The organism is Pseudomonas putida NBRC 14164, assembly GCF_000412675.1.
GTDB lineage: Bacteria > Pseudomonadota > Gammaproteobacteria > Pseudomonadales > Pseudomonadaceae > Aquipseudomonas > Aquipseudomonas putida.
Genome location: NC_021505.1, coordinates 4,539,952 through 4,564,769, shown reverse-complemented (window position 1 = coordinate 4,564,769; position 24,818 = coordinate 4,539,952). Strand labels below are relative to the sequence as shown.

The 24,818-nt window shown below is 61.4% G+C and carries 20 protein-coding genes; 17 read left to right on the top strand and 3 right to left on the bottom strand.

Going from position 1 to position 24,818, the window contains the following annotated elements; genetic code table 11:
• The first annotated feature begins 137 nt into the window (after window positions 1-137).
• Both PP4_RS20205 and PP4_RS20200 read left to right on the top strand, forming a co-directional pair.
• Window positions 138-2,594, top strand: a complete 2,457-nt coding sequence (locus PP4_RS20205) for an EAL domain-containing protein (protein ID WP_041167837.1) — start codon at window positions 138-140, stop codon at window positions 2,592-2,594.
• A gap of 30 nt (window positions 2,595-2,624) precedes the next feature.
• Window positions 2,625-3,410, top strand: a complete 786-nt coding sequence (locus PP4_RS20200; protein ID WP_016501019.1) for a TenA family transcriptional regulator — start codon at window positions 2,625-2,627, stop codon at window positions 3,408-3,410.
• 124 nt (window positions 3,411-3,534) lie between these two features.
• On the opposite strand, the gene PP4_RS20195 is transcribed toward PP4_RS20200, so the two are convergent.
• From PP4_RS20195 to ubiG, 3 genes are all read right to left on the bottom strand, one after another.
• Entirely contained in the window at window positions 3,535-4,275 is a 741-nt protein-coding gene (locus PP4_RS20195; protein ID WP_041168116.1) for a YciK family oxidoreductase, read from the bottom strand.
• A 90-nt stretch (window positions 4,276-4,365) separates the two neighbouring features.
• On the bottom strand, window positions 4,366-5,037 hold the full coding sequence (gene mupP / locus PP4_RS20190) for an N-acetylmuramic acid 6-phosphate phosphatase MupP (RefSeq protein WP_016501017.1): 672 nt from the start codon (window positions 5,035-5,037) through the stop codon (window positions 4,366-4,368).
• A 2-nt stretch (window positions 5,038-5,039) separates the two neighbouring features.
• On the bottom strand, window positions 5,040-5,738 hold the full coding sequence (ubiG, locus tag PP4_RS20185) for a bifunctional 2-polyprenyl-6-hydroxyphenol methylase/3-demethylubiquinol 3-O-methyltransferase UbiG (RefSeq protein ID WP_016501016.1): 699 nt from the start codon (window positions 5,736-5,738) through the stop codon (window positions 5,040-5,042).
• Window positions 5,739-5,848: 110 nt separating this feature from the next.
• Between ubiG and mtnA the strand changes: the two genes are divergently transcribed.
• From mtnA to PP4_RS20110, 15 genes are all read left to right on the top strand, one after another.
• Window positions 5,849-6,925: an S-methyl-5-thioribose-1-phosphate isomerase gene (mtnA, locus tag PP4_RS20180; RefSeq protein WP_016501015.1), complete on the top strand. Its 1,077-nt coding sequence runs from the start codon at window positions 5,849-5,851 to the stop codon at window positions 6,923-6,925.
• Between the two features lie 366 nt (window positions 6,926-7,291).
• Window positions 7,292-10,057 carry a DNA gyrase subunit A gene (gene gyrA, locus PP4_RS20175; protein WP_016501014.1) on the top strand — a complete coding sequence of 922 codons (2,766 nt, stop codon included), beginning with the start codon at window positions 7,292-7,294 and terminating at the stop codon, window positions 10,055-10,057.
• Window positions 10,058-10,304: 247 nt separating this feature from the next.
• On the top strand, window positions 10,305-11,390 hold the full coding sequence (gene serC, locus PP4_RS20170) for a 3-phosphoserine/phosphohydroxythreonine transaminase (RefSeq protein ID WP_041168115.1): 1,086 nt from the start codon (window positions 10,305-10,307) through the stop codon (window positions 11,388-11,390).
• On the top strand, window positions 11,390-12,484 hold the full coding sequence (gene pheA / locus PP4_RS20165; protein ID WP_016501012.1) for a prephenate dehydratase: 1,095 nt from the start codon (window positions 11,390-11,392) through the stop codon (window positions 12,482-12,484). Before serC ends, pheA begins: the two co-directional genes overlap by 1 nt.
• A 175-nt stretch (window positions 12,485-12,659) precedes the next feature.
• On the top strand, window positions 12,660-14,912 hold the full coding sequence (locus PP4_RS20160) for a bifunctional prephenate dehydrogenase/3-phosphoshikimate 1-carboxyvinyltransferase (protein WP_016501011.1): 2,253 nt from the start codon (window positions 12,660-12,662) through the stop codon (window positions 14,910-14,912).
• Window positions 14,909-15,595, top strand: a complete 687-nt coding sequence (gene cmk, locus PP4_RS20155) for a (d)CMP kinase (RefSeq protein ID WP_016501010.1) — start codon at window positions 14,909-14,911, stop codon at window positions 15,593-15,595. Before PP4_RS20160 ends, cmk begins: the two co-directional genes overlap by 4 nt.
• 124 nt (window positions 15,596-15,719) lie before the next feature.
• Window positions 15,720-17,396: a 30S ribosomal protein S1 gene (gene rpsA, locus PP4_RS20150; RefSeq protein ID WP_003252673.1), complete on the top strand. Its 1,677-nt coding sequence runs from the start codon at window positions 15,720-15,722 to the stop codon at window positions 17,394-17,396.
• An 81-nt stretch (window positions 17,397-17,477) separates the two neighbouring features.
• On the top strand, window positions 17,478-18,542 hold the full coding sequence (locus PP4_RS20145; RefSeq protein WP_016501009.1) for an acyltransferase family protein: 1,065 nt from the start codon (window positions 17,478-17,480) through the stop codon (window positions 18,540-18,542).
• A gap of 189 nt (window positions 18,543-18,731) precedes the next feature.
• Entirely contained in the window at window positions 18,732-19,028 is a 297-nt protein-coding gene (gene ihfB / locus PP4_RS20140) for an integration host factor subunit beta (protein WP_003252675.1), read from the top strand.
• Between the two features lie 19 nt (window positions 19,029-19,047).
• Window positions 19,048-19,311, top strand: a complete 264-nt coding sequence (locus PP4_RS20135; protein WP_016501008.1) for a lipopolysaccharide assembly protein LapA domain-containing protein — start codon at window positions 19,048-19,050, stop codon at window positions 19,309-19,311.
• Between the two features lie 102 nt (window positions 19,312-19,413).
• Entirely contained in the window at window positions 19,414-20,844 is a 1,431-nt protein-coding gene (locus PP4_RS20130) for an MBL fold metallo-hydrolase RNA specificity domain-containing protein (RefSeq protein ID WP_016501007.1), read from the top strand.
• Between the two features lie 221 nt (window positions 20,845-21,065).
• Complete coding sequence (locus PP4_RS20125; protein ID WP_016501006.1) at window positions 21,066-22,112, top strand: LPS O-antigen chain length determinant protein WzzB; 1,047 nt, start codon at window positions 21,066-21,068, stop codon at window positions 22,110-22,112.
• 130 nt (window positions 22,113-22,242) lie between these two features.
• Window positions 22,243-23,214: a dTDP-4-dehydrorhamnose 3,5-epimerase gene (rfbC, locus tag PP4_RS29990; RefSeq protein WP_016501005.1), complete on the top strand. Its 972-nt coding sequence runs from the start codon at window positions 22,243-22,245 to the stop codon at window positions 23,212-23,214.
• A complete protein-coding gene (locus tag PP4_RS20115; RefSeq protein ID WP_016501004.1) occupies window positions 23,207-23,677 on the top strand; it encodes an acyltransferase in 471 nt (156 codons plus the stop codon). Before rfbC ends, PP4_RS20115 begins: the two co-directional genes overlap by 8 nt.
• A complete protein-coding gene (locus tag PP4_RS20110; RefSeq protein ID WP_016501003.1) occupies window positions 23,670-24,776 on the top strand; it encodes a DegT/DnrJ/EryC1/StrS family aminotransferase in 1,107 nt (368 codons plus the stop codon). Before PP4_RS20115 ends, PP4_RS20110 begins: the two co-directional genes overlap by 8 nt.
• Window positions 24,777-24,818: the final 42 nt, after the last annotated feature.

The window sequence follows — 24,818 nt, the reverse complement described above, 5'->3', positions numbered from 1 at the left end:
GCAAGGCCGCTCCCACGGCGTGCGTGCAAATCCTGCGATTCCCTGTCATAAAAAACCCCGTCACGTTGATGGCAGATGGCCTACGCTGTGCTTGTCTGGGTCGATTTGCGCCTTATCTGCTCTGTGACAGGGACTCCATGAAGGGACATCGCACACTCGAAGCGCCGAAGTTGATCGGCATCACCTGGCCCTTCATCGCCGTTGTGGTCTTTCAGGTGGCGCTGGGCAGCCTCAGCCTTTATACGCTCTCGGCCGTGCGCGCCTATGTCGCGGGCGAAAGCCTGTGGTCGAAGGCGCAGAAAGACGCCATCTATTACCTGAACCTGTACGCCGACACCCGCGACGAGAGTACCTATCAGCGCTATCGCCAGGCCATTACCGTGCCCCAGGGCGACCACCAGCTGCGCGAGGTGCTCGACCAGCCCAGCCCCGACCTGGCGGCTGCTCGCCAGGCCGTTCTGCAAGGCGGCAACCACCCCGACGATGTCGAGCGGATCATCTGGTTCTACCGTAACTTCCGCAACATCAGCTACATGCATACAGCCATCGACTACTGGGATATCGGCGACGACTACCTGGCCAAGCTGGATGTGCTCGCCGGCGAGATGCGCCAGAGCTTTGCCAGTGGCCCGGTCGACGCCCAGGCCGTCAATGCCTGGAAGGCGCGCATCGTCACCATCAACGAAGGGGTCACGCCCGCTGCCAAAGCGTTCAGCGATGCCTTGGGCGAAGGCTCGCGCATGTTGCTGCGGGTGCTGCTGATCACCAACCTGCTGACAGCGATGTTCCTCATTGCCATTGCCTGGCGCCGCTCCAGCAAGCTGCTGGTCCAGCGTCAGGCCTTCGCCACCGCCCTGCAGGCAGAGAAAGAGCGGGCACAGACCACCTTGCAGGCCATTGGCGATGCGGTCATTACTGCCGACGTGGATGGCTGCATCGGCTACATGAACCCGGCCGCCGAGCAACTCACCCACTGGCAGTCTGGCCAGGCCCAGGGCCTGCCGCTGTCGGCGTTGTTCAGCCTGGTGGACGAGCAGGCCGAGGAAGATGGCCGCAGCCTGGTCGAGCAGGTGCTTAGCGGCAGCCTCAAGGGCGGTGCCGAGCATGCCCGGCTGATCCAGCGGCTTGACGGCAGCACCGTGTCGATCAACCTGGTGGGCTCGCCGATCGTCAGTGACGGCCAGCTCAGTGGCATCGTGCTTGTGCTGCATGACATGACCCAGGAGCGTCAGTACATCGCCAACCTGTCCTGGCAGGCCACCCATGACGCCCTGACCGGCCTGGCCAACCGCCGTGAGTTCGAATACCGCCTGGAACAGGCGCTGAATGGCCTTGCGCGCCAGGCCGGGCGGCATTCGCTGATGTTCCTGGACCTCGACCAGTTCAAGCTGGTGAACGACACCTGCGGCCATGCCGCGGGTGACGAATTGCTGCGGCACATCTGCGCCGTGCTGCAATCTGGCCTGCGCGAAGGTGACACGCTGGCCCGGCTGGGTGGCGACGAGTTTGGCGTGCTGCTGGAAAGCTGCCCGCCAGACCAGGCCGAGCGCATCGCCGAGCAGTTGCGCCAGATGGTGCAGAGCCTGCACTTCGTGTGGAAGGGGCGGCCGTTCGTCACCACGGTCAGTATCGGCCTGGTGCACATCGCCCAAACCCCGGGCACCCTGGAAACCTCGCTGCGTGCTGCCGACATGGCCTGCTACATGGCCAAGGAGAAGGGGCGCAACCGCGTGCAGGTGTACCACGCCGACGACAGCGAGCTGTCCATGCGTTTTGGCGAAATGGCCTGGATCCAGCGCTTGCATGTGGCGCTGGAAGAAAACCGCTTCTGCCTGTACGCACAGGAAATTGCCCCGCTGAAAACCTTCGAAGGCCCAGGCCACATCGAAATCCTGCTGCGCCTGCACGACGAAAGTGGCCGCACCATCCTGCCCAGCAGCTTCATCCCCGCAGCCGAGCGCTACGGCCTGATGACTGCGCTGGACCGCTGGGTGGTGCGCAATGTGTTCCAGGTTGTGCGCCAATGCCTGGACGAAGGCCGCGAAGGGCCGCTGTCGATCTGCGCGATCAACCTGTCGGGGTCGAGCATCGGCGATGACAAGTTCCTCGATTACCTGCAGCGGTTGTTTGTCGAGTACGCCATTCCGCCGCGGATGATCTGTTTCGAAATTACCGAAACCAGCGCGATTGCCAACCTGGGCAGTGCCATTCGCTTCATCAACGAGCTGAAGGGGCTGGGCTGTCGCTTCTCGCTCGATGATTTCTGCGCCGGCATGTCGTCGTTCGCCTACCTCAAGCATTTACCCGTGGATTACCTGAAGATCGACGGCAGTTTCGTCAAGGACATGCTCGATGACCCGGTCAACCGGGCCATGGTAGAGGTCATCAACCACATCGGCCATGTCATGGGCAAACGCACCATAGCCGAGTTCGTCGAAACACCCTTGATCGAGCAGGCCCTGCAGGAAATCGGCGTGGATTACGCCCAGGGTTACCTGATCGAACGCCCCCAGGTGTTCACCTGTGACAGTCTGCAGCGCCAACGGATCGCCACCCGGCCTCTGTTGCAGCGGGCACCTGGCACGTTTCGCTAGCGAGAAATCACAAGGATCAAGGAGCTGAAAGTGATTGATGCATTCGTTCGTATCGGGCCTTTGATGGACCCCGCCAGCTATCCCCAATGGGCCCAGCAACTGATTGAAGACTGCCGTGAGAGCAAGCGCCGGGTGGTGGAGCATGAGTTCTACGAGCGCCTGCGCGACGGCCAGCTCAAGCAGTCGACCATTCGTCAGTACCTGATCGGTGGCTGGCCGGTGGTGGAGCAGTTCTCGCTGTACATGGCACACAACCTGACCAAGACCCGCTATGGCCGCCATCAGGGCGAAGACATGGCGCGGCGCTGGCTGATGCGCAATATCCGGGTTGAGCTCAACCATGCCGACTACTGGGTGAACTGGTGCCAGGCCCATGGTGTGCACCTGCATGAGCTGCAGGCCCAGGAAGTGCCCCCCGAGCTGAACGGCCTGAACGACTGGTGCTGGCGCGTGTGTGCCACCGAGAACCTGGCCATTTCCATGGCGGCGACCAACTACGCCATCGAAGGTGCGACCGGGGAATGGTCGGCGGTGGTGTGCTCGACCGATACCTACGCCCAGGGCTTCCCGGAGGACCAGCGCAAGCGGGCGATGAAATGGCTGAAGATGCATGCCCAGTATGACGATGCGCACCCGTGGGAGGCGCTGGAAATCATCTGTACCCTGGCCGGCGAGAACCCGACCCTGGGGCTGCGTACCGAGTTGCGCAGGGCGATTTGCAAGAGTTATGACTGCATGTACCTGTTCCTGGAGCGGTGCATGCAGCTGGAAGGGCGCCAGCAAGGCCGTTTGCGCCCGGCGTTGGCGGCGGGCTGATCATCCGCCTGTACCGGCCCTATCGCCGGCAAGCCAGCTCCCACAGGATCACCAAAGGCCAGGGCAATGTGCAATCCCTGTGGGAGCTGGCTTGCCGGCGATAGGGCCAGTACAGGCAAAAGGCTTACTGGGCGTTGAGCGCCTGCCCGTTCACTGCCTTGCTGTCGGGCCCCATCAGGTACAGGTACACCGGCATGATCTCTTCAGGCAGCGGGTTGTTCTGCGGGTTTTCGCTGGGGTAGGCCTGGGCCCGCATCGCCGTGCGCGTGGCGCCCGGGTTGATGCTGTTGGAGCGCACGGGTGCCACGCCTTCCAGTTCGTCGGCCAGGGTCTGCATCAGGCCCTCGGTGGCGAACTTCGACACGCCATAAGCGCCCCAGTAGGCCCGGCCCTTGCGCCCGACGCTGCTGCTGGTGAACACCACCGAGGCGTCTTCCGACAGTTTCAGCAGTGGCAGCAAGGTGCTGGTGAGCATGAAGGTGGCATCGACGTTGATGTGCATCACGCGCATGAAGTTGTCGCCCGACAACTGCTCCAGCGGCGTGCGCGGGCCAATGATCGAGGCGTTGTTCAGCAGGCCGTCCAGGCGGCCGAACTGGTCTTCGATCATCACTGCCAGCTCGTCGTACTGGTGGGGCAGGGCGGTTTCCAGGTTGAACGGGATGACCACCGGTTGGGGGTGCCCGGCGGCTTCGATCTCGTCGTAGACCTCGTTCAGGTTGGCTTCGGTCTTGCCCAGCAGTAGCACGGTGGCGCCCACTGCCGCGTAAGCCTTGGCGGCCGCAGCACCGATGCCGCGGCCTGCGCCGGTAACCAGGATGACCCGGCCTTGCAGCAGGTCGTGACGGGCGGTGTAGTCGAACATCAGCATTTTCCCTTGTTCATTGGGGTGGCGCCGAGCCCTGTGGGAGCGGGCGTGCCCGCTCCCACAGGGTCAGTCGTCAGCCATTGCAACTCAACAGCCGCACAGCGCGCTGTCGATCACTTTGCGCAGTTCCAGCGGGTGGTCCACCACCACGTCGGCACCCCAGTTGTTGGGGTTGTCCTCTGGATGAATATAGCCGTAGCGCACAGCTGCCGTGCGGGTGCCGGCGTCGCGGCCAGACTCGATGTCGCGCAGATCGTCGCCGACGAACAGCACAGTGGCAGGGTCCAGGCCCAGCGTCGTGCAGGCCAGGGTCAGTGGCTCGGGGTCAGGCTTGCTGTTTTTCACGTGGTCCGGGCAGATCAGCAGTGCCGAGCGCTCGGCCAGGCCCAGCCGCTGCATGATCGGCTCGGCGAAGCGCACCGGCTTGTTGGTGACCACGCCCCACAGCAGGTTGCCTTTCTCGATGTCGGCCAGCAGCTCGGCCATTCCGTCGAACAGCTTGCTGTGTACCGCGCAGTCGCGCTGGTAGCGCTCCAGAAACTCCAGGCGCAGGGCCTCGAAGCCTTCGGCTTCCGGGTCCATGGCAAACGTGGTGGCAACCATGGCGCGGGCGCCGCCAGAGATCACGCCACGGATCAGGTTGTCGTCAATGGCCGGCAGCCCGCGCTCGGCGAGCATGGCCTGGCAGATGGCGATAAAGTCCGGCGCCGTGTCGAGCAAGGTGCCGTCCATGTCGAAGAGTACTGCTCGCAAACGCATGCTCATTCCTCGCGCAGGGTCTGGATCATGTAGTTGACGTCGACGTCGCTGTTGAGCTTGTAGTGCTTGGTCAGCGGGTTGTAGGTGAGGCCGATGATGTCCTTCACCTGCAGGCCGGCATCGCGGCTCCAGGCGCCCAGTTCGGACGGGCGGATGAACTTCTTGAAGTCATGGGTGCCGCGCGGCAGCATCTTCAGGATGTACTCGGCGCCGACGATGGCCAGCAGGTAGGCCTTGGGGTTGCGGTTGATGGTGGAGAAGAACACCTGGCCGCCAGGCTTGACCATGCGGTAGCAGGCGCGAATCACCGAGGATGGGTCGGGCACGTGCTCGAGCATTTCCAAGCAGGTGACCACGTCGAACTGTTCAGGCATTTCCTCGGCCAGGGCTTCGGCGGTAATCTGCCGGTATTCCACCTGTACGCCCGACTCCAGCTGGTGCAGCTGGGCCACGGCCAGGGGGGCCTCGCCCATGTCGATACCGGTGACCGTGGCGCCGCGCAGGGCCATGGCTTCGCTGAGGATGCCGCCGCCGCAGCCTACGTCCAGCACTTTCTTGCCGGCCAGGTTGGCCCGCTCGTCGATCCAGTTGACGCGCAGCGGGTTGATTTCGTGCAGCGGCTTGAACTCGCTTTCGCGGTCCCACCAGCGGTGGGCCAGCGCTTCGAACTTGGCGATTTCGGCGCGGTCGACGTTGCTCATTGAACAGTCCTCTGAAACTTCGCAAAATTGCGCCGGAGTATACCCGAGCGCTCGGCCCCCAGGCTCGCTATAATCGCCGGCTTTTGACATGCGAACCACGGGGAGAGGCGATGCGCGAGCGACTTTTGGCGGCTGAGAAGGTGACCGGGATCCGCTGGCAGGGCGGCATCTTGCACCTGCTCGACCAGCGCCTGCTGCCGTCGGAAGAACGCTGGCTGGCCTGCGACAATGTCGCGCAGGTGGCGGCGGCAATCCGCGACATGGCAGTGCGCGGCGCCTCGGCCATCGGCATTGCTGCCGCCTACGGCCTGGTACTGGCCCTGGAAGAGCGGCTGGCAGAGGGTGGCGACTGGGAAATGGACCTTGAAGAGGACTTTCTCACCCTTGCCGAAGCACGCCCCACGGCGGCCAACCTGTTCTGGGCGCTGAACCGCATGCGTGAGCGCCTGCTGCGTCTGCGCCCGGATGAAGACGTGCTGGCAGCGCTGGAGGCAGAAGCAGTGGCCGTCCACGAAAGCGACCGTGAAGCCAACCTGACCATGGCCCAGCAAGGCATCGAGCTGATCCGCCGTCATCAGGGCAATGCCCAGACGCTGCTTACCTACGGCAATGCCGGTGCCCTGGCCAGTGGCGGTTTCGGCACTGCGCTGGGGGTTATCCGCGCCGGCTACCTGGAGGGCATGGTGGAGCGGGTGTATGCCGGCGAAACTCGCCCTTGGCTGCAAGGCTCGCGCCTGACGGCCTGGGAGCTGGCCAACGAGGGAATTCCGGTGACCCTGTGCGCCGATTCGGCGCTGGCGCATCTGATGAAGACCAAGGGCATCACCTGGGTGGTGGTGGGCGCGGACTGCATCGCTGCCAATGGCGACGTGGCCAGCAAGATCGGCACCTACCAGTTGGCGGTAAGCGCCATGCACCATGGTGTGCGCTTCATGGTGGTGGCGCCGAGTACCAGCATCGACCTGAACCTGGCCACCGGCGAGGATATTCCCCTGGAAGAGCGTGACGCCGACGAGTGGCTGGACTTTGGCGGTGCCCCGGCGGTACGGGATGTGCAGGTATTCAACCCGGTGTTCGACGTGACCCCGGCCGACCTGATTGACGTTATCGTGACCGAGCGGGGTGTTGTCGAGCGCCCGGATACCGCCAAACTGGCCCAGTTGATTTGCCGCAAGCGTCTGCACTGATTTTGCGCTGCCTGCACCGGCCTCTTCGCGGGCTTGCCCGCTCCCACAGGGAGATCGCATGGCCTTAGGGCGGTGGTGAATCTGTGGGAGCGGGCGAGCCCGCGAAGAGGCCGGTGCAGGCAATAAAAAAACCAGGAGTCAAACCCGGCTCAGACCAGCTGCCACCTCTCCCCACCGCCCCCGCCTTTGTGATAACATCCGGCAGTTTCCAAGACCGCCCATCACGGCGGCCTTCATTGCGCAGATCCATGGCACAACTCATTGATTTGTCGTAAGTCGTCGCACGCTTGTACGCTGCGGCGGCGAGCTTCGTTCGGCCCTTGATGGAGCTGCGAAGTTTCACCAGAAAAAGGAATCAGGCTTCTCATGGGCGAACTGGCCAAAGAAATCCTCCCGGTCAATATCGAAGACGAACTGAGACAGTCTTACCTCGACTACGCGATGAGCGTGATTGTCGGGCGAGCGCTGCCCGATGCGCGTGACGGCTTGAAGCCCGTGCATCGTCGCGTTCTCTATGCGATGAGCGAACTGGGCAACGACTGGAACAAGCCGTACAAGAAATCCGCCCGTGTGGTCGGTGACGTGATCGGTAAGTACCACCCGCACGGCGACACTGCGGTCTACGACACCATCGTGCGTATGGCCCAGCCGTTCTCGCTGCGCTACCTGCTGGTCGACGGCCAGGGCAACTTCGGTTCGGTGGACGGCGACAACGCCGCAGCCATGCGATACACCGAAGTGCGCATGACCAAGCTGGCGCACGAGCTGCTGGCCGACCTGCACAAGGAAACCGTCGACTGGGTGCCCAACTACGACGGCACCGAGCAGATCCCGGCAGTCATGCCGACCCGTATTCCCAACCTGCTGGTCAACGGTTCCAGCGGTATCGCCGTGGGCATGGCGACCAACATTCCGCCACACAACCTCGGTGAAGTCATCGACGGCTGCCTGGCGCTGATCGACAATCCGGAAGTCACCATCGATGAACTGATGCAGTTCATCCCTGGGCCAGACTTCCCGACTGCCGGCATCATCAACGGTCGCCAAGGCATCATCGAGGCCTATCGTACCGGTCGTGGCCGCATCTACATGCGCGCCCGCTCCGAAATCGAAGACATCGACAAGGTGGGCGGCCGTCAGCAGATCGTCGTCACCGAGCTGCCGTACCAGCTGAACAAAGCGCGCCTGATCGAAAAGATCGCCGAGCTGGTCAAAGAGAAGAAGATCGAAGGCATCACCGAGCTGCGCGACGAGTCCGACAAGGACGGCATGCGCATCGTCATCGAGCTGCGTCGCGGCGAGGTGCCGGAGGTGGTGCTCAACAACCTCTACCAGCAAACCCAGCTGCAGAGCGTGTTTGGCATCAACGTGGTCGCCCTGATCGACGGTCGTCCGCGCCTGCTCAACCTCAAGGACCTGCTCGAAGCGTTCGTCCGTCACCGCCGTGAAGTGGTGACCCGCCGCACCGTATTCGAGTTGCGCAAGGCCCGTGAGCGTGGCCACATCCTTGAAGGCCAGGCGGTTGCGCTGTCCAACATCGACCCGGTCATCGCCCTGATCAAGGCTTCGCCGACCCCGTCCGAGGCCAAGGAAGCCCTGGTTTCCACGCCGTGGGAATCCAGTGCCGTGCAGGTCATGGTCGAGCGCGCCGGCGCCGATTCCTGCCGCCCTGAAGACCTGCCTGAGCAGTACGGCCTGCATGAGGGCAAGTACTTCCTGTCGCCGGAGCAGGCCCAGGCCATTCTCGACCTGCGCCTGCACCGCCTGACCGGCCTGGAGCACGAGAAGCTGCTGGCCGAGTACCAGGAAATCCTCGAGCAGATCGGCGAGCTGATCCGCATCCTCAGCAGCGCCGAGCGCCTGATGGAAGTGATCCGCGAAGAGCTGGAAGCCATCCGTGCCGAGTACGGCGATGTGCGCCGCACCGAAATCCTCAATGCCAGCCACGACCTCAACTACGGCGACATGATCCCGGAAGAAGAGCGCGTGGTTACCATCTCCCACGGTGGTTATGCCAAGACCCAGCCATTGTCCGCTTACCAGGCCCAGCGCCGTGGCGGCAAAGGGAAGTCGGCAACCGGCGTGAAGGACGAGGACTACATCGAGCACCTGTTGGTTGCCAACAGCCATGCCACCCTGTTGCTGTTCTCCAGCAAAGGCAAGGTGTACTGGAAGAAGACCTACGAAATCCCCGAAGCGTCCCGCGCTGCCCGTGGTCGCCCGCTGGTCAACCTGCTGCCGCTGGAGGAGGGTGAGCGCATCACCGCCATGCTGCAGATCGACCTCGAAGCGCTGCAGCAGAACGCCGACCTCGACGAAGAACTGGAAGACGCTGATGACACCGTGCTCGAGGGTGAGCTGGTAGAGGCCGAGGAAGTCGACGAAGAAGACGGCGACACCGCAGAATGGGTGGCAGAGCCGACTGGCGCTTACATCTTCATGGCCACCGCCTCCGGTACCGTCAAGAAGACCCCGCTGGTGCAGTTTGCCCGTCCGCGCTCCAACGGCCTGATCGCCTTGAAGCTGAAAGAAGGCGACACCCTGATTGCGGCGGCCATCACCGACGGCGCCAAAGAAGTCATGATGTTCTCCGACGCCGGCAAGGTCATCCGCTTCGCCGAAAGCGTCGTGCGTGAAATGGGCCGTACGGCCCGCGGTGTGCGCGGCATGAAACTGGGCAAAGGCCATCAGATCATTTCGATGCTGATCCCGGAGTCCGGCGCGCAGATCCTCACTGCCTCCGAGCGTGGCTTCGGCAAGCGCACCCCGCTGTCCAAGTTCCCGCGTCGCGGCCGTGGTGGCCAGGGCGTGATCGCCATGGGGACCAAGGGGCGCAACGGTCTGCTGGTCGGTGCTATCCAGGTGCAGGAAGGCGAGGAGATCATGCTGATTTCCGACCAGGGCACGCTGGTGCGTACCCGGGTTGGCGAAGTGTCCAGCCTGAGCCGTAACACCCAGGGTGTTACGCTGATCAAGCTGGCGGCTGACGAGACCCTGGTGGGCCTGGAGCGTATCCAGGAGCCGTCCGAGGACGAACTCGATGATGTGATCGAGACGGACGAGGAGGGCGTCGAGGCTGAAGCGCCGGACAATGAAGACGCTGCGGGTGCCGAAGAGGCCCCGCAGGAGTAAGCAAGCGTAAACCCGAACGGGGCGACCAAGGTCGCCCCGTTTGACTGATTACAGCAGGCAACACCTGGCCCTGTAGGAGCAGCCTTGTGCTGCGAATGGGGCGCGAAGCCGCCCCTGGGTTTCAGTGATAGCACATGAATAGCTGGGGCCGCTTTGCGGCCCATTCGCAGCACAAGGCTGCTCATACAAAGAGCAGCGAGCAGCATGTAATAACGAATTTGTTCTATTTGGCAGAGCGAGAGTGGATGTGAGCAAACGAGCCTTTAACTTCTGCGCAGGCCCTGCCGCGCTTCCTGATGCTGTCTTGCAGCGCGCCCAGGCAGAGATGCTGGACTGGCGCGGCAAGGGCTTGTCGGTGATGGAAATGAGCCATCGCAGCGATGACTACGTGGCCATCGCCGAAAAGGCCGAGCAGGACCTGCGTGACCTGCTGTCCGTCCCCTCCAACTACAAGGTGCTGTTCCTGCAGGGCGGCGCCAGCCAGCAGTTCGCCGAGATTCCGCTGAACCTGCTGCCGGAAAGCGGCACTGCCGACTACATCGAAACCGGTATCTGGTCGAAAAAGGCCATCGAGGAAGCGCGCCGCTTCGGCAACATCAACGTCGCCGCCAGTGCCAAGCCCTACGACTACCTGAATATCCCGGGCCAGAACGACTGGAACCTGACCAAGAACGCTGCCTACGTGCACTATGCGTCCAACGAGACCATCGGTGGCCTGCAGTTTGACTGGGTGCCGCAGACTGGCGATGTGCCGCTGGTGGTCGACATGTCCTCCGACATTCTCTCGCGCCCCATCGACGTGTCGCAGTTCGGCCTGATCTACGCCGGCGCGCAGAAAAACATCGGCCCAAGCGGCCTGGTGGTGGTCATCGTGCGCGAAGACCTGCTGGGCCATGCCCGCAGCAGCTGCCCGACCATGCTCGACTACAAGGTTTCGGCTGACAACGGCTCGATGTACAACACCCCGGCCACTTACTCCTGGTACCTGTCGGGCCTGGTCTTCGAGTGGCTGAAAGAGCAGGGTGGCGTCGACGCCATGGAGCAGCGCAACCGCGCCAAGAAAGAGCGCCTGTACGGCTTCATCGACAAGAGCGATTTCTACACCAACCCGATCAGCGTCAACGCCCGTTCGTGGATGAACGTGCCGTTCCGCCTGGCTGACGAGCGCCTGGACAAGGCCTTCCTCGCCGGCGCCGATGCCCGCGGCCTGCTCAACCTCAAGGGCCACCGTTCGGTGGGCGGCATGCGCGCTTCCATCTACAACGCCCTGGGCCTTGAGGCTGTAGAAGCCTTGGTGGGCTACATGGCCGAATTCGAGAAGGAGCACGGCTGATGTCCGAACAGGAACTCAAGGCGCTGCGTGTACGCATCGACAGCCTCGACGAGAAGATTCTCGAGCTGATCAGCGACCGTGCCCGTTGCGCTGAAGAAGTCGCCCGGGTCAAGACCGCCTCGCTGAAAGAAGGCGAGAAGCCGGTGTTCTACCGCCCTGAGCGCGAAGCTGCTGTGCTCAAGCGCGTCATGGAACGCAACAAGGGCCCGCTGGGCAACGAAGAAATGGCGCGGTTGTTCCGCGAAATCATGTCGTCGTGCCTGGCCCTTGAAGAGCCGCTGAAAATCGCCTACCTCGGCCCTGAGGGTACCTTCACCCAGGCTGCGGCCATGAAGCACTTCGGCCACGCGGTGATCAGCCGGCCGATGGCGGCAATCGATGAAGTGTTCCGCGAAGTGGCGGCCGGTGCCGTCAACTTTGGCGTGGTGCCGGTGGAAAACTCCACCGAAGGCGCTGTCAGTCACACCCTGGACAGCTTCCTTGAGCACGACATGGTCATTTGCGGCGAAGTCGAGCTGCGAATCCACCATCACCTGCTGGTAGGTGAGAGCACCAAGACCGACAGCATCACGCGCATCTACTCCCACGCCCAGTCGCTGGCCCAGTGCCGCAAGTGGCTGGACGCGCACTACCCGAACGTGGAGCGCGTGGCGGTTTCGAGCAATGCCGAGGCGGCCAAGCGAGTCAAGGGCGAGTGGAACTCGGCGGCGATTGCCGGCGACATGGCGGCCAACCTGTATGGTTTGACCCGCCTGGCGGAAAAGATCGAAGACCGCCCGGACAACTCCACGCGCTTCCTGATGATCGGCAGCCAGGAAGTGCCGCCGACCGGCGACGACAAGACCTCGATCATTGTCTCGATGAGCAACAAGCCAGGTGCCTTGCACGAGTTGCTGGTGCCGTTCCACCAGAACGGCATCGACCTGACCCGCATCGAGACCCGCCCGTCGCGCAGTGGCAAGTGGACCTACGTGTTCTTCATCGACTTCGTTGGCCACCACCGCGACCCGTTGATCAAGGCGGTGCTCGAGCAGATCAGCCAGGAGGCTGTGGCGCTGAAGGTGCTGGGCTCTTATCCGAAGGCGGTGCTTTGATCGAAGATTGCCGGGGCCGCTGCGCGGCCCATCGCCGGCAAGCCAGCTCCCACAGGTACAGCGCCAGTCTCCAGATTTGCGCGGTCCCTGTAGGAGCTGGCTTGCCGGCGATGGGCTGCAAGGCAGCCCCTTCAGTCTCACAGGCTGTCCCGATTTCAGAACAGGGTTCGCACCAGTGGTAAAAGCAGCAAAAACCAAACCTGAGCCGATCATCAACCGCCTGGTCGTGGTCGGTCTCGGCCTGATCGGTGGCTCGTTCGCCAAGGGCCTGCGTGAAAGCGGCCTGTGCCGCGAAGTGGTCGGTGTCGACCTGGACGCCCCTTCGCGCAAGCAGGCCGTGGCCCTGGGCGTGGTCGACCGCTGCGAAGAAGACCTTGCCGCAGCCTGTGTCGGTGCCGATGTCATCCAGTTGGCTGTGCCGATCCTGGCCATGGAAAAAGTCCTGGCCCTGCTGGCCCGGCTCGATCTGGGCGATGCGATCATTACCGATGTCGGCAGTGCCAAGGGCAACGTCGTCCGTGAGGCGCGCTCTGTTTTTGTCAACGAGAGCGGTCAGCGCCTGCCGCGCTTCGTCCCCGGCCACCCGATCGCGGGTTCCGAGCAGAGCGGGGTAGAGGCCTCCAACGCCACCCTGTTCCGTCGGCACAAGGTGATCCTCACGCCGCTGGCCGAAACCGACCCGGCCGCGCTGGCCCTGGTCGACCGCCTGTGGCGTGCGCTGGGTGCCGATGTGGAGCACATGTCGGTCGAGCGTCATGACGAGGTGCTCGCAGCCACCAGCCACTTGCCGCACCTGCTGGCCTTTGGCTTGGTCGATTCGCTGGCCAAGCGCAATGAAAACCTCGAGATCTTCCGGTACGCTGCGGGAGGCTTCCGCGATTTCACAAGAATCGCCGGCAGCGACCCGACCATGTGGCACGACATCTTCCTCGCCAACCGCGACGCTGTCCTGCGCACACTCGATACATATCGCAGCGATCTCGACGCCTTGCGCGACGCGATCGCAGAAGGGGACGGGCACCAGTTGCTGGGTGTATTCACCCGTGCGCGTGTTGCCCGCGAGCATTTCAGTAAAATCCTGGCCCGCCGGGCCTATGTGGACGCTATGAACGCCAACGATCTGATTTTCCTGGCCCAACCGGGTGGCCGCCTGAACGGGCGGATCCGCGTACCGGGCGACAAGTCGATTTCCCACCGCTCGATCATGCTCGGCTCGCTGGCCGAAGGCACCACCGAAGTCGAAGGCTTCCTCGAAGGTGAGGACGCACTGGCGACCCTGCAGGCATTCCGCGACATGGGTGTGGTCATCGAAGGCCCCAACCACGGGCGCGTGACCATTCATGGTGTTGGCCTGCACGGCCTTAAGCCGCCGCCCGGGCCGCTGTACGTGGGCAACTCGGGTACCTCGATGCGACTGCTGTCGGGCCTGCTGGCCGGTCAGTCGTTCGACGTGACCATGACCGGCGACGCTTCGCTGTCCAAGCGCCCGATGAACCGTGTGGCCAACCCGCTGCGTGAAATGGGTGCCGTAGTCGAAACCGGCCCGGAAGGCCGTCCGCCGCTGACCATTCGCGGTGGCCACAAGCTCAAAGGGCTGACCTACACGCTGCCGATGGCCAGCGCCCAGGTCAAGTCCTGCCTGCTGCTGGCTGGCCTGTACGCTGAAGGCAAGACCACCGTTACCGAGCCTGCGCCTACCCGTGACCACACCGAACGCATGCTGCGCGGCTTTGGCTATGCGGTCGAGTCGAACGGCCCGGTGGCCTCGCTGCAGTCCGGCGGCAAGTTGACCGCTACCCGCATTGAAGTGCCGGCCGACATTTCCTCGGCAGCCTTCTTCCTGGTGGCGGCCTCCATTGCCGAAGGTTCCGAGCTGGTGCTGGAACACGTTGGCATCAACCCGACCCGCACCGGTGTAATCGACATCCTGCGCTTGATGGGTGGCGACATCACCCTGGAAAACCAGCGTGAAGTTGGCGGCGAGCCAGTGGCCGACCTGCGCGTGCGCGGTGCCAGGCTGAAAGGTATCGACATCCCTGAAGAGCTCGTGCCGCTGGCCATCGACGAATTCCCGGTACTGTTCGTGGCTGCCGCCTGCGCCGAAGGGCGTACCGTGCTGCGTGGCGCCGAAGAGCTGCGGGTGAAGGAATCCGACCGTATCCAGGTGATGGCCGATGGCCTGATCACCCTGGGCATCAAGTGCGAACCAACCCCGGACGGCATCATCATCGACGGCGGCCAGTTGGGCGGCGGCGAAGTGCATGGCCACGGTGACCACCGTATTGCCATGGCCTTCAGCGTCGCCTCGCTGCGCGCCAGCGCGCCAATTCGCATCCACGACTGTGCCAACGTCGCCACCTCGTTCCCCAACTTCCTGGCGCTGTGCGCCGAAGTGGGTATCCGCGTGGCGGAAGAGGGCAAGTCGTGAATTCGCTGGCACCGGTCATCACCATCGACGGGCCGAGCGGCTCGGGCAAGGGCACGGTCGCCGGCCTGCTGGCCCGCGAGCTGGGCTGGAAGCTGCTGGACTCCGGCGCGCTGTACCGCTTGCTGGCGTTCAACGCCAGCAATCATGGCGTCGACCTCACCAACGAAGAGCTGCTGACCCGGCTTGCCGCCCATCTGGATGTGCAGTTCATCGCTGCCCAGCCCGGTAAGCTGCAACAGATCATCCTTGAGGGTGAGGATGTCAGCAATGTCATCCGCACCGAAACCGTCGGCGCCGGCGCGTCGATGGTGGCCTCGTTGCCGGCAGTGCGTGATGCCCTGCTGGTGCGTCAGCGCGAATTTCGCGATGTGCCGGGGTTGATCGCCGACGGCCGCGACATGGGTACCGTGGTATTCCCTGACGCGCCGTTGAAGGTGTTTCTGACCGCCAGCGCAGAAGAGCGCGCACGTCGCCGTTACCTGCAGTTGAAGGGCAAGGGTGAAGATGTTAGTCTGTCGAGTCTGCTGGATGAGATTCGTGCGCGTGATGAGCGCGACACCCAACGTGCAGTGGCCCCGCTGAAGCCAGCGGCCGATGCCATTCAGTTGGACTCTACCGAGTTGTCCATTGAGCAGGTGTTGCAACGTATCAGAAGCGAGATCGCCCTGCGCGACCTCGCCTGATCGCCAGGAAAGCAGGCAGGGGCACCAGTCAACGTCCTGCCGGCTTTCCTTTACTTAAAACGAACCCACATTGTCTGGAATGTGGTTATGGGCGTTTGTTTCGCCCGAATCTACAGGAATTAAAATGAGCGAAAGCTTTGCAGAACTCTTTGAAGAAAGCCTGAAAACCCTCAATCTTCAGCCGGGTGCCATCATCACCGGTATCGTTGTCGACATCGACGGCGACTGGGTTACCGTACACGCTGGCCTGAAGTCCGAGGGCGTCATCCCGCTCGAGCAGTTCTACAACGAAGCTGGCGAGCTGACCATCAAGGTCGGTGACGAAGTTCACGTTGCGCTGGACGCGGTCGAAGACGGCTTTGGCGAAACCAAACTGTCCCGTGAAAAAGCCAAGCGCGCCGAGTGCTGGATTGTTCTGGAAGCAGCTTTCGCCGCCGAAGAAGTGGTCAAGGGCGTTATCAACGGTAAGGTTAAAGGCGGCTTCACTGTCGACGTTAACGGCATCCGTGCGTTCCTGCCGGGCTCCCTGGTTGATGTCCGCCCTGTGCGCGACACCACCCACCTCGAAGGCAAAGAGCTGGAATTCAAGGTCATCAAGCTGGACCAGAAGCGCAACAACGTTGTTGTTTCGCGTCGCAGCGTGCTGGAAGCCGAGAACAGCGCCGAGCGCGAAGCCCTGCTGGAAACCCTGCAGGAAGGCCAGCAAGTCAAAGGTATCGTCAAGAACCTCACCGACTACGGCGCATTCGTGGACCTGGGCGGTATCGACGGCCTGCTGCACATCACCGACATGGCCTGGAAGCGCATCAAGCATCCTTCGGAAATCGTTAACGTTGGCGACGAAGTCGACGTACGCGTTCTGAAGTTCGACCGCGAGCGCAACCGCGTTTCGCTGGGTCTGAAGCAGATGGGCGAAGATCCGTGGGTAGCTATCACTGCCCGTTACCCAGAAGGTACTCGCGTACAAGCTCGCGTTACCAACCTGACCGACTACGGCTGCTTCGCTGAGCTGGAAGAAGGCGTTGAAGGTCTGGTACACGTTTCCGAAATGGACTGGACCAACAAGAACATCCACCCGTCGAAAGTCGTTCAGGTTGGCGACGAAGTGGAAGTCATGGTTCTGGACATCGACGAAGAGCGTCGTCGTATCTCCCTGGGCATCAAGCAGTGCAAGTCCAACCCATGGGAAGACTTCTCCGGCCAGTTCAACAAGGGTGACAAGATCACCGGTACCATCAAGTCGATCACCGACTTCGGTATCTTCATCGGTCTGGACGGCGGCATCGACGGCCTGGTTCACCTGTCCGACATCTCCTGGAACGAAACCGGCGAAGAAGCCGTACGTCGTTTCAAGAAGGGCGACGAGCTGGAAACCGTCATCCTGTCGGTCGACCCAGAGCGCGAGCGCATCTCCTTGGGCATCAAGCAGCTGGAAGACGATCCGTTCTCCAACTTCGTTGCTGTCAATGACAAGGGCGCTATCGTCAAGGGCATCGTGAAAGAAGTTGACGCCAAAGGCGCCATCGTCACCCTGGCCGACGACATCGAAGCCACTCTGAAAGCTTCCGAAATCAGCCGTGACCGCGTTGAAGACGCGCGTAACGTTCTGAAGGAAGGCGAAGAGATCGAAGCCAAGATCATCAGCGTTGACCGCAAGTCCCGCGTTATCAGCCTGTCGATCAAATCGAAAGACGACGCTGAAGAGCGTGAAGCCATCCAGAGCCTGAAAAACGCTCCGGAAGCGGCTGCCGACACCACCATGGCTGCGCTGCTGCGCGAAGCAATGGCCAAGCAGAACTGAGTTCTGTTTGATCGGTAAAAAAGGGCGACCCTCGGGTCGCCCTTTTTTTGTGTCTGAAATACGTCAGCCGTGGGGGTGTTCATGTTGATGTTTGGCGACGTTATGAAAGGTCGCGGGCGCGATAATAATTTTTTGATCATCCGGTTGCTGGCGGCGACCGCTGTGGTGATTGGGCATTCTTTTGCACTTTCCTATCTGGAATGCCTGAGTTGCGCGGACCCGGCGATGCAGCTGGGCATGCCGGTGCCCGTCCACAGCCTTGGGGTGGAAGTGTTCTTCGTGGTCAGTGGGTTCTTGATCGCTGCCAGCGGTGAGCGCAATAGCGCCAAGGATTTCTACCTGGCACGCGCGCTCAGAATCCTGCCTGGTCTGGTGATGTGTCTGTTGCTCATGGCCTTTGTACTAGGGCCTGCCGTTACCTCGCTGCCACTTGCCGAGTATTTTTCGCAAGCCCAGGTATACAAATACTTCTACAGCCCGTTGCTGATTTTCAAAGATGCCCAATTCGTACTGCCTGGGGTGACCTTTACCCCGCGTTTCCAAGGGGTTTCGGTCAATGGCAGTTTGTGGACCATTCCGCTGGAAATGCGCATGTACCTGGTGCTGGGGTTGGTGGTGCTTGTAGCCAGGCTTTTCCGGTGGCCAATGTCGGGGCTGACGCTTGCGGCACTCTTGGTTGCGTTGGGGTTGCATGCCTGGCATCCGGCATTTGCAGCGTACCCATTCAAGCTGGTGGTGTGTTTCCTGGCGGGGTCGGCATTCTATTCATGCCGAGCGGTGATACCGCACACCGGGTGGGTGTTGGTTGGCTGCGTCGCGTTGTTCTTGCTGAGCAAGGGAGGGCGTTTTGAGGTGTTCGCGTTCGCCATCCTGACGATTTACGCCACGCTTTATTTTGCGTATTGCCCGCAGTTGAAGCTGCCTTCGGTGGTGCAGGACTACTCCTACGGTATCTACCTGTATGCGTTTCCTATTCAGCAGATTTTGGCGGGGGCGATGCCGTGGGCCGGGCCATATTGGCTAATGCTGGTTGCAGTGCCGGCCTCGTGGGTGGCGGGGTATGCGTCGTGGCAGCTGGTGGAGAAGCCTGCGCTGGCGATACGAAAGCGCTTTTCGCAGGAAAGTCCTCGGCAGCAATTGGCGTGAGAGAGGGGGCCGGGAGCCGGCATGCTGGCGACGGGGCAGTTCCTGGTAACCCCTTCGGCTAGACCATTCTTGTAAAACTTCAATCTTGAATTTTTTTATTAAGTCAAGAACCGCCCTGTTCAAATGCCTCCCGGCGTGCTACAAACTGGTTAAGCAATGATCTAGCTGCTTGATAACGAAGGGAAAAATATGACGAAGTCGGAGCTGATCGAACGTATTGTCACCCATCAGGGGCTGCTCTCGTCCAAGGATGTGGAGCTGGCCATCAAGACCATGCTTGAGCAGATGTCACAATGCCTTGCCACTGGCGATCGCATCGAGATCCGCGGTTTTGGCAGCTTCTCGCTGCATTATCGCGCCCCGCGCGTGGGCCGTAACCCGAAGACCGGCCAATCGGTCAGCCTCGAGGGCAAGTTTGTGCCGCACTTCAAACCCGGCAAAGAGCTGCGTGACCGGGTCAACGAAGAAGACGAGGCTGAAGCCTGAGCAATCAAGGAGCATTCTGATGCGTAACTTCAAGCGCGCCCTGGCGGCGGTGTTCGTGCTGCTGTTGGCGGCTGTGGTGCTTTTCTTCGTGCTGGAGAACCAGCAAGCCGTGTCGCTGGTCCTGTTCGGTTGGGCTGCACCGGAAATGCCGGTGGCCGTGCTGGTGTTGGCCGCCCTCGTCATTGGCTTGGCAGTAGGGCCGTTGCTGGGGGCCTACGGCGTGCAGCGCAGCAAGCGCAAGATCAGGGAGTCTGCCCGTCAGGCGGCACTGAGCAGCAACTAAGGAAGTTTCCTACACCTACTTAGGAAAGTCTCACCTATGCATGCACCGGCCGTCATGGAGTAATGACCCACTTCATTTTCGGCCCCGGCGAGTGTGCGCAGCATGGAATACCCCAGCCTTTCCCATCACGGTGGTACCCGTGGCGTCACCGGGTCTTGCCACCAACTGCACCTTGGTCCAGCCACCAGTCTGCTGATCGACTGCGGGCTCGAGCAGGGGAACGAGGCTGCACCGGGTGCCGAAAGCGCGGCACTCGGCTTCGACATACAGGGCATCCAGGCCCTGGTTGTTACCCATGTTCATCTCGACCACGTTGGCCGCATTCCTGCGCTGCTGGCCGCCGGCTATCGCGGCCCTATCCTGTGCAGCGAGCCATCCGCCCGGCTGCTGCCGCTGGTACTGGAAGATGCCTATAAGCTGAGCATCAGCAGCGAGCCTGCGCAGGTGGCGCGGTACATCGATTTCATCCGTGAGCTTATCGTGCCGCTGCCTTTTGAGCGGTGGCACGCGGTGGTCGAGTGCCCTGGCCTGGTTTGCCGTATTCGCCTGCAGCGCGCCGGGCATCTGCTGGGTTCGGCGTATGTCGAGTGCGACATGCAGCATGAGCTAGCCAATACCCGCTATGTGTTTTCGGGCGACCTGGGTGCCTGTGGCAACCCGTTGCTGCGCCCGGTCCAGCCCCCGGAGCGTGCCGACGTACTGGTGCTGGAAAGCACCTATGGCGACCGCCTGCATGCGCGGGCCGGCGACCGCAGGCAGCGGCTGAAAGCCGCCATCGATCGCGCCTTGGGCGACAAAGGTACCATCCTCATCCCGGCTTTTAGCCTGGGGCGCACCCAGGAGCTGTTATACGAGCTCGAAGACATCCTTCATCGCAAGGCTTTGTTGGGCGGCGCTGGTCCCCGGCCTGATGGCGACCCGCTCGACTGGTCGCAGTTGCCCATCATCCTCGACTCACCCCTGGCTCAACGCATCACCAGCGTGTACCGGGAGCTGCACGACTACTGGAATGTCGAGGCCAGGACGCGCCTTGCAGAAGGGCGCGACCCCCTGGGGTTCAGCCAACTGATCAGCGTGGACTCCCATGCCCGACACCAGCAGGTGGTCAACTACCTCAAGAGCACCGGCCGGCCTGCGATCGTGATTGCCGGCAATGGCATGTGCTCGGGTGGGCGTATTGTCAATTACCTCAAGGCCATGCTGGGGGGTGCGCGGCATGAGGTGATGTTTGTGGGGTATCAGGCCAAGGGCACGCCAGGGGCGATGATACAGGCCGGCGAAGGCGCAGATGGGGTTGTGCAGATCGATCTGGATGGCCAGATGTATGAGGTGCGGGCGAAGGTCATGACGCTGTCAGGGTACTCGGCGCACGCTGATCAGGCAGGCTTGCTGCAGTTCGCGCTCGGTGGCCCGGTGCAGCCAGGCAAGGTGCTGCTGGTGCATGGCGAAAAAGCCGCGAAAACCACGTTGAAAAAAGCCCTGATGCAGCGCGCCGCGCGCGAGGGTGCTGGGCTGGAGGTCTGCATACCCTGAACCCTTGGTCTGAGTATGGAGTGCTGGCCGACGCAAGGCGGGAACTAATCACGCTAGCGTTTATCTACTGCGACTAACCCTGGCGCTGGATGTGTAAGATGTTGGCATAATGCCGCTACACTCAAGAGGCGTGCGCCTGGTCGGGTTCCGGGCAGTCGCTCGTGATGTTTTGGTATGCCAGAAACCGTGTACACAGTCAGACCCAAGGAAAAACACAAGAAATGCGCAATGACCTTGAGCGCCGCAGTAACGAAAGTGAAGAAGTTGACCTGTTGGAGTTTCTGGAAGGGGTGTGGCGGCAAAAGCTTCTCATCTTTCTGGTAGCGCTTGTAGTCACTGCAGTTGCACTGGCTTATGCGCTGTTGGCGAAACCGGTTTACGAGGCCAAAGTATTTCTGGCAGCACCGGCGACCAGTGATATCGCCGATCTCAACTATGGCCGTACCAGCCAGACTGGGTTGGAGCCTTTCACGTCGCGTAAGGTTTTTGATATCTTCGTCGAACATTTGAATGGTGAAACCCTGCGTCGTCAGTTCTTCAAGGAAGTTTACTTGCCTTCCGCGGTTGCGGGGCAGGGGACGCAAGGTGCATTGTATGCCGCGTTCAATGGCTCCTTTGATGTCGTGCAACTGGCAGGTGAGCCGCCGCGTGCCTATGTCGCCTTCCGTGGGCGTGATCCTGTCGTGGCTTCACAGTGGGCTGCTGCCTATGTCGAGAAGGCCAGCACCGCCGCCAAAGCCGAGCTGTTGCAGGATGCCACCCGAGAGGCCGATGTCCGCGCAAACGCGTTGCAGCTGGAACTCGACAACCTGCGTGAGAACGGCCAGCGACAACGTGAAGACAAGATTACCCGCTTGCAAGAGGCACTGCGTATTGCCAATGCCATTGGCCTTGAAAACCCCCCGCTGATAAACGGCGAAATCTCCAAGGCGTTGTCGTCAAAAATGGATGGCGAGCTGACTTACATGCGTGGCAGCAAGGCGTTGGCTGCCGAGATTGCCAATTTGCAGCAACGTAAAAGTGAAGACCCGTTCATTCCTGAACTCAGCGAAATAAAAACCAGAAAGCAGTTTTACCAAGGGCTGGTTGCCGCGAAGCGTAATGTAAGTGTGTATCAGCTTGACGGCACGATAGAACAACCCGATGTACCGATTAAACCTAAGCGGAACTTGATCGTTGCCTTGGGTGTGATTGTTGGCCTGAGCCTGGGTTGCCTGATCGCTACCCTGAGATATGCCGTACAGAATTTGCAAAGACGCCGGGCCTGACCCGGGAAACGAACAGCATCGCGCACGCCACATTTTGCGCGAGACATTTGCCGTGCAAACGGTGAAACTGCACTAATAAAGGGGGGCGGCGCGACTGGCCCCGACAAAAAATCATGCCAAAGGTTTACCGATGAAGCTTGTTCAAACGAACATTCCCGATGTAGTCATAGTCGAGCCCGCCGTGTACGAGGATGATCGCGGGTGGTTCACGGAAACCTTCAATGAAACACGCTTTCATGGCGCATTGCTTGAGCTGGGCTTGAGCAAGCCCCGTGCGTTCGTCCAGGACAACCACTCGATGTCTCATCGCGGTGTGCTGCGCGGGCTGCACTTCCAGCGTTCGCCGAATGCCCAGGGCAAGCTGGTGAGGGTAGTGCGTGGTGCGGCCTATGACGTGGCGGTCGATATCCGCCCTGGCTCTCCGACGTTCGGGCAGTGGGTAGGTGTTGAGCTGACCGAACACAATAACCGCATGCTGTGGATTCCCGAAGGGTTCGCGCACGGGTTTATCGCCCTCGAGGACGAAACACATTTTCTGTACAAGACCACGGATGTGTACAACAAGGATGCCGAAGGCAGTATCCATTGGGATGACCCCGACCTGGCGATTGAATGGCCAATGCGCGACGGCCTCATTGTCAGCGAGAAGGATAACCAGGCCCCGTCGTTCCGCCACCACCTGAACGTTGCAGAGGAAGGGGCGCTTGCCCAGACTGAGCTGTTCAAGGTGCTGGGTGATCATCGTGGCCAGTTGGTAGCCCTGCAAGCCTTGGATAATGTACCGTTCGCCATACAGCGCGTGTATTACCTGACCGAAACGCTGCCAGGGGTTTCCCGTGGCTTCCACGCCCACAAGGCACTCAATCAGCTGGCAATCTGCGTGTCAGGGCGTTGCCGGATGGTCATGGATGATGGCACCACCCGCACAGACCATTGGCTGGACGCGTTCAACAAGGGCATCCTGATTCCGCCCATGGTCTGGCACGAAATGCATGATTTCAGCCCGGACTGCGTGCTGCTGGTACTGGCCGACGCCCATTACGACGAGGCCGACTACATTCGTGACTACACCTCGTTCACGGAGCTGAAGCGCAATGCCTAGCATTCATCAACTGGCCGATGTGAAAAGCGACTTCATCGGTGAAGGCACCCGGGTGTGGCAATTCGTGGTGATCATGAAAGGTGCGCAGATCGGGCGTAATTGCAACATCTGTGCGCATACCCTGATTGAAGGGGATGTGGTGCTGGGTGATAACGTGACGGTGAAGTCCGGTGTTTACCTGTGGGACGGTACCCGCATTGCCGATGACGTGTTCATCGGCCCCAATGCCACCTTTACCAATGACGCGATGCCGCGCTCCAAGGTTTACCCGGAGCAATTCAACGGTATTACGCTAGAGCGTGGCGCCAGCATTGGTGCCAATGCAACCTTGCTGCCAGGTATTGTCGTTGGCGAGTATGCGATGGTGGGCGCAGGGGCAGTGGTGACCAAAGACGTCCCGCCTTATGCCGTTGTTGTAGGGAATCCAGCAAAAATTATCAGGGTGATAGACCGCAATGGTTAAGTTTCTCGATCTGCAAGGTGTGAATGCGCAATACCGTCAGGCGTTGATCGATGCCTGCACCGAGGTCATCGACTCGGGCTGGTACATCATGGGCGAGAAGCTCAAGCAGTTTGAAACCCAGTTCGCCAGCTACTGCGGGGTAAAGCACTGCATCGGCGTGGCCAACGGCCTGGACGCACTGACCCTGACCTTGCGGGCCTGGAAGCTGTTGGGGCGTATCGCCGAGGGCGACGAGGTACTGGTACCTGCCAACACCTACATTGCAACCATCCTGGCGATTACCGAGAACAAACTGGTACCCGTGCTGGTGGAGCCTGATGAAGGCAGCTTCAACCTGGGCGCGCACAACCTGGCGCAAGCGCTAACCCCGCGTACCCGTGTGATCATGCCGGTGCACTTGTACGGTCGGCTGGCCGACATGCCGGCGATCAACGCATTCGCCGCGGAGCATGGCCTGCTGGTGCTTGAGGATTCTGCCCAGTCGCACGGTGCCGAGCTGGATGGGCGCCGGGCAGGGGCGTGGGGCGATGCCTCGGGCTTCAGCTTCTACCCAGGCAAGAACCTTGGCGCGCTGGGTGACGCCGGTGCAGTCACCACCAACGACGATGCGTTGGCCGACACCCTGAAATCGCTGCGCAACTATGGTTCGCATGTGAAGTACATGAACATGTACCAAGGGGTCAACAGCCGCCTGGACGAACTGCAAGCTGCGTTGTTGAGCGTCAAGCTGGCGTACCTGGACAACGAAACCCGCCTGCGCCAGCAAGTTGCGCAGCAGTATCTGGCCGGCATCGACAACCCGGCGATCCAGTTGCCCGACCCGGGCGTCGCCGGCCAGCACGCCTGGCACCTGTTTGTGGTGAGAAGTGAATGCCGTGAGCAGTTGCAGCAGCATCTGGCTCAACAGGGCGTGCAAACGCTGGTGCACTACCCGATACCGCCGCATCGGCAGCAGGCTTACCCGCAGTTGGCCGACCTTTCGCTACCGCTGACCGAGCGGCTGCATGAGCAGGTACTGAGCCTGCCCATGGACCCGACCCTGACCGTGGCCTCTATCCAGCACGTCATTGACGCCTGCAACAGCTTTTCGCGTCCTTGAGTGCCAGGTATGACCCTGATCAGAACTAGTCTTCTCAATGCG

Bases quoted from the DNA above. Each gene is read 5' to 3' on its own strand.
- PP4_RS20205 (WP_041167837.1), top strand. From the start codon at position 138: ATGAAGGGACATCGCACACTCGAAGCGCCGAAGTTGATCGGCATCACC.
- PP4_RS20195 (WP_041168116.1), bottom strand. From the start codon at position 4,275: ATGTTCGACTACACCGCCCGTCACGACCTGCTGCAAGGCCGGGTCATC.
- mupP (WP_016501017.1), bottom strand. From the start codon at position 5,037: ATGCGTTTGCGAGCAGTACTCTTCGACATGGACGGCACCTTGCTCGAC.
- ubiG (WP_016501016.1), bottom strand. From the start codon at position 5,738: ATGAGCAACGTCGACCGCGCCGAAATCGCCAAGTTCGAAGCGCTGGCC.
- mtnA (WP_016501015.1), top strand. From the start codon at position 5,849: ATGCGCGAGCGACTTTTGGCGGCTGAGAAGGTGACCGGGATCCGCTGG.
- gyrA (WP_016501014.1), top strand. From the start codon at position 7,292: ATGGGCGAACTGGCCAAAGAAATCCTCCCGGTCAATATCGAAGACGAA.
- pheA (WP_016501012.1), top strand. From the start codon at position 11,390: ATGTCCGAACAGGAACTCAAGGCGCTGCGTGTACGCATCGACAGCCTC.
- rpsA (WP_003252673.1), top strand. From the start codon at position 15,720: ATGAGCGAAAGCTTTGCAGAACTCTTTGAAGAAAGCCTGAAAACCCTC.
- PP4_RS20145 (WP_016501009.1), top strand. From the start codon at position 17,478: ATGTTGATGTTTGGCGACGTTATGAAAGGTCGCGGGCGCGATAATAAT.
- ihfB (WP_003252675.1), top strand. From the start codon at position 18,732: ATGACGAAGTCGGAGCTGATCGAACGTATTGTCACCCATCAGGGGCTG.
- PP4_RS20135 (WP_016501008.1), top strand. From the start codon at position 19,048: ATGCGTAACTTCAAGCGCGCCCTGGCGGCGGTGTTCGTGCTGCTGTTG.
- PP4_RS20130 (WP_016501007.1), top strand. From the start codon at position 19,414: ATGGAATACCCCAGCCTTTCCCATCACGGTGGTACCCGTGGCGTCACC.
- PP4_RS20125 (WP_016501006.1), top strand. From the start codon at position 21,066: ATGCGCAATGACCTTGAGCGCCGCAGTAACGAAAGTGAAGAAGTTGAC.
- rfbC (WP_016501005.1), top strand. From the start codon at position 22,243: ATGAAGCTTGTTCAAACGAACATTCCCGATGTAGTCATAGTCGAGCCC.
- PP4_RS20115 (WP_016501004.1), top strand. From the start codon at position 23,207: ATGCCTAGCATTCATCAACTGGCCGATGTGAAAAGCGACTTCATCGGT.
- PP4_RS20110 (WP_016501003.1), top strand. From the start codon at position 23,670: ATGGTTAAGTTTCTCGATCTGCAAGGTGTGAATGCGCAATACCGTCAG.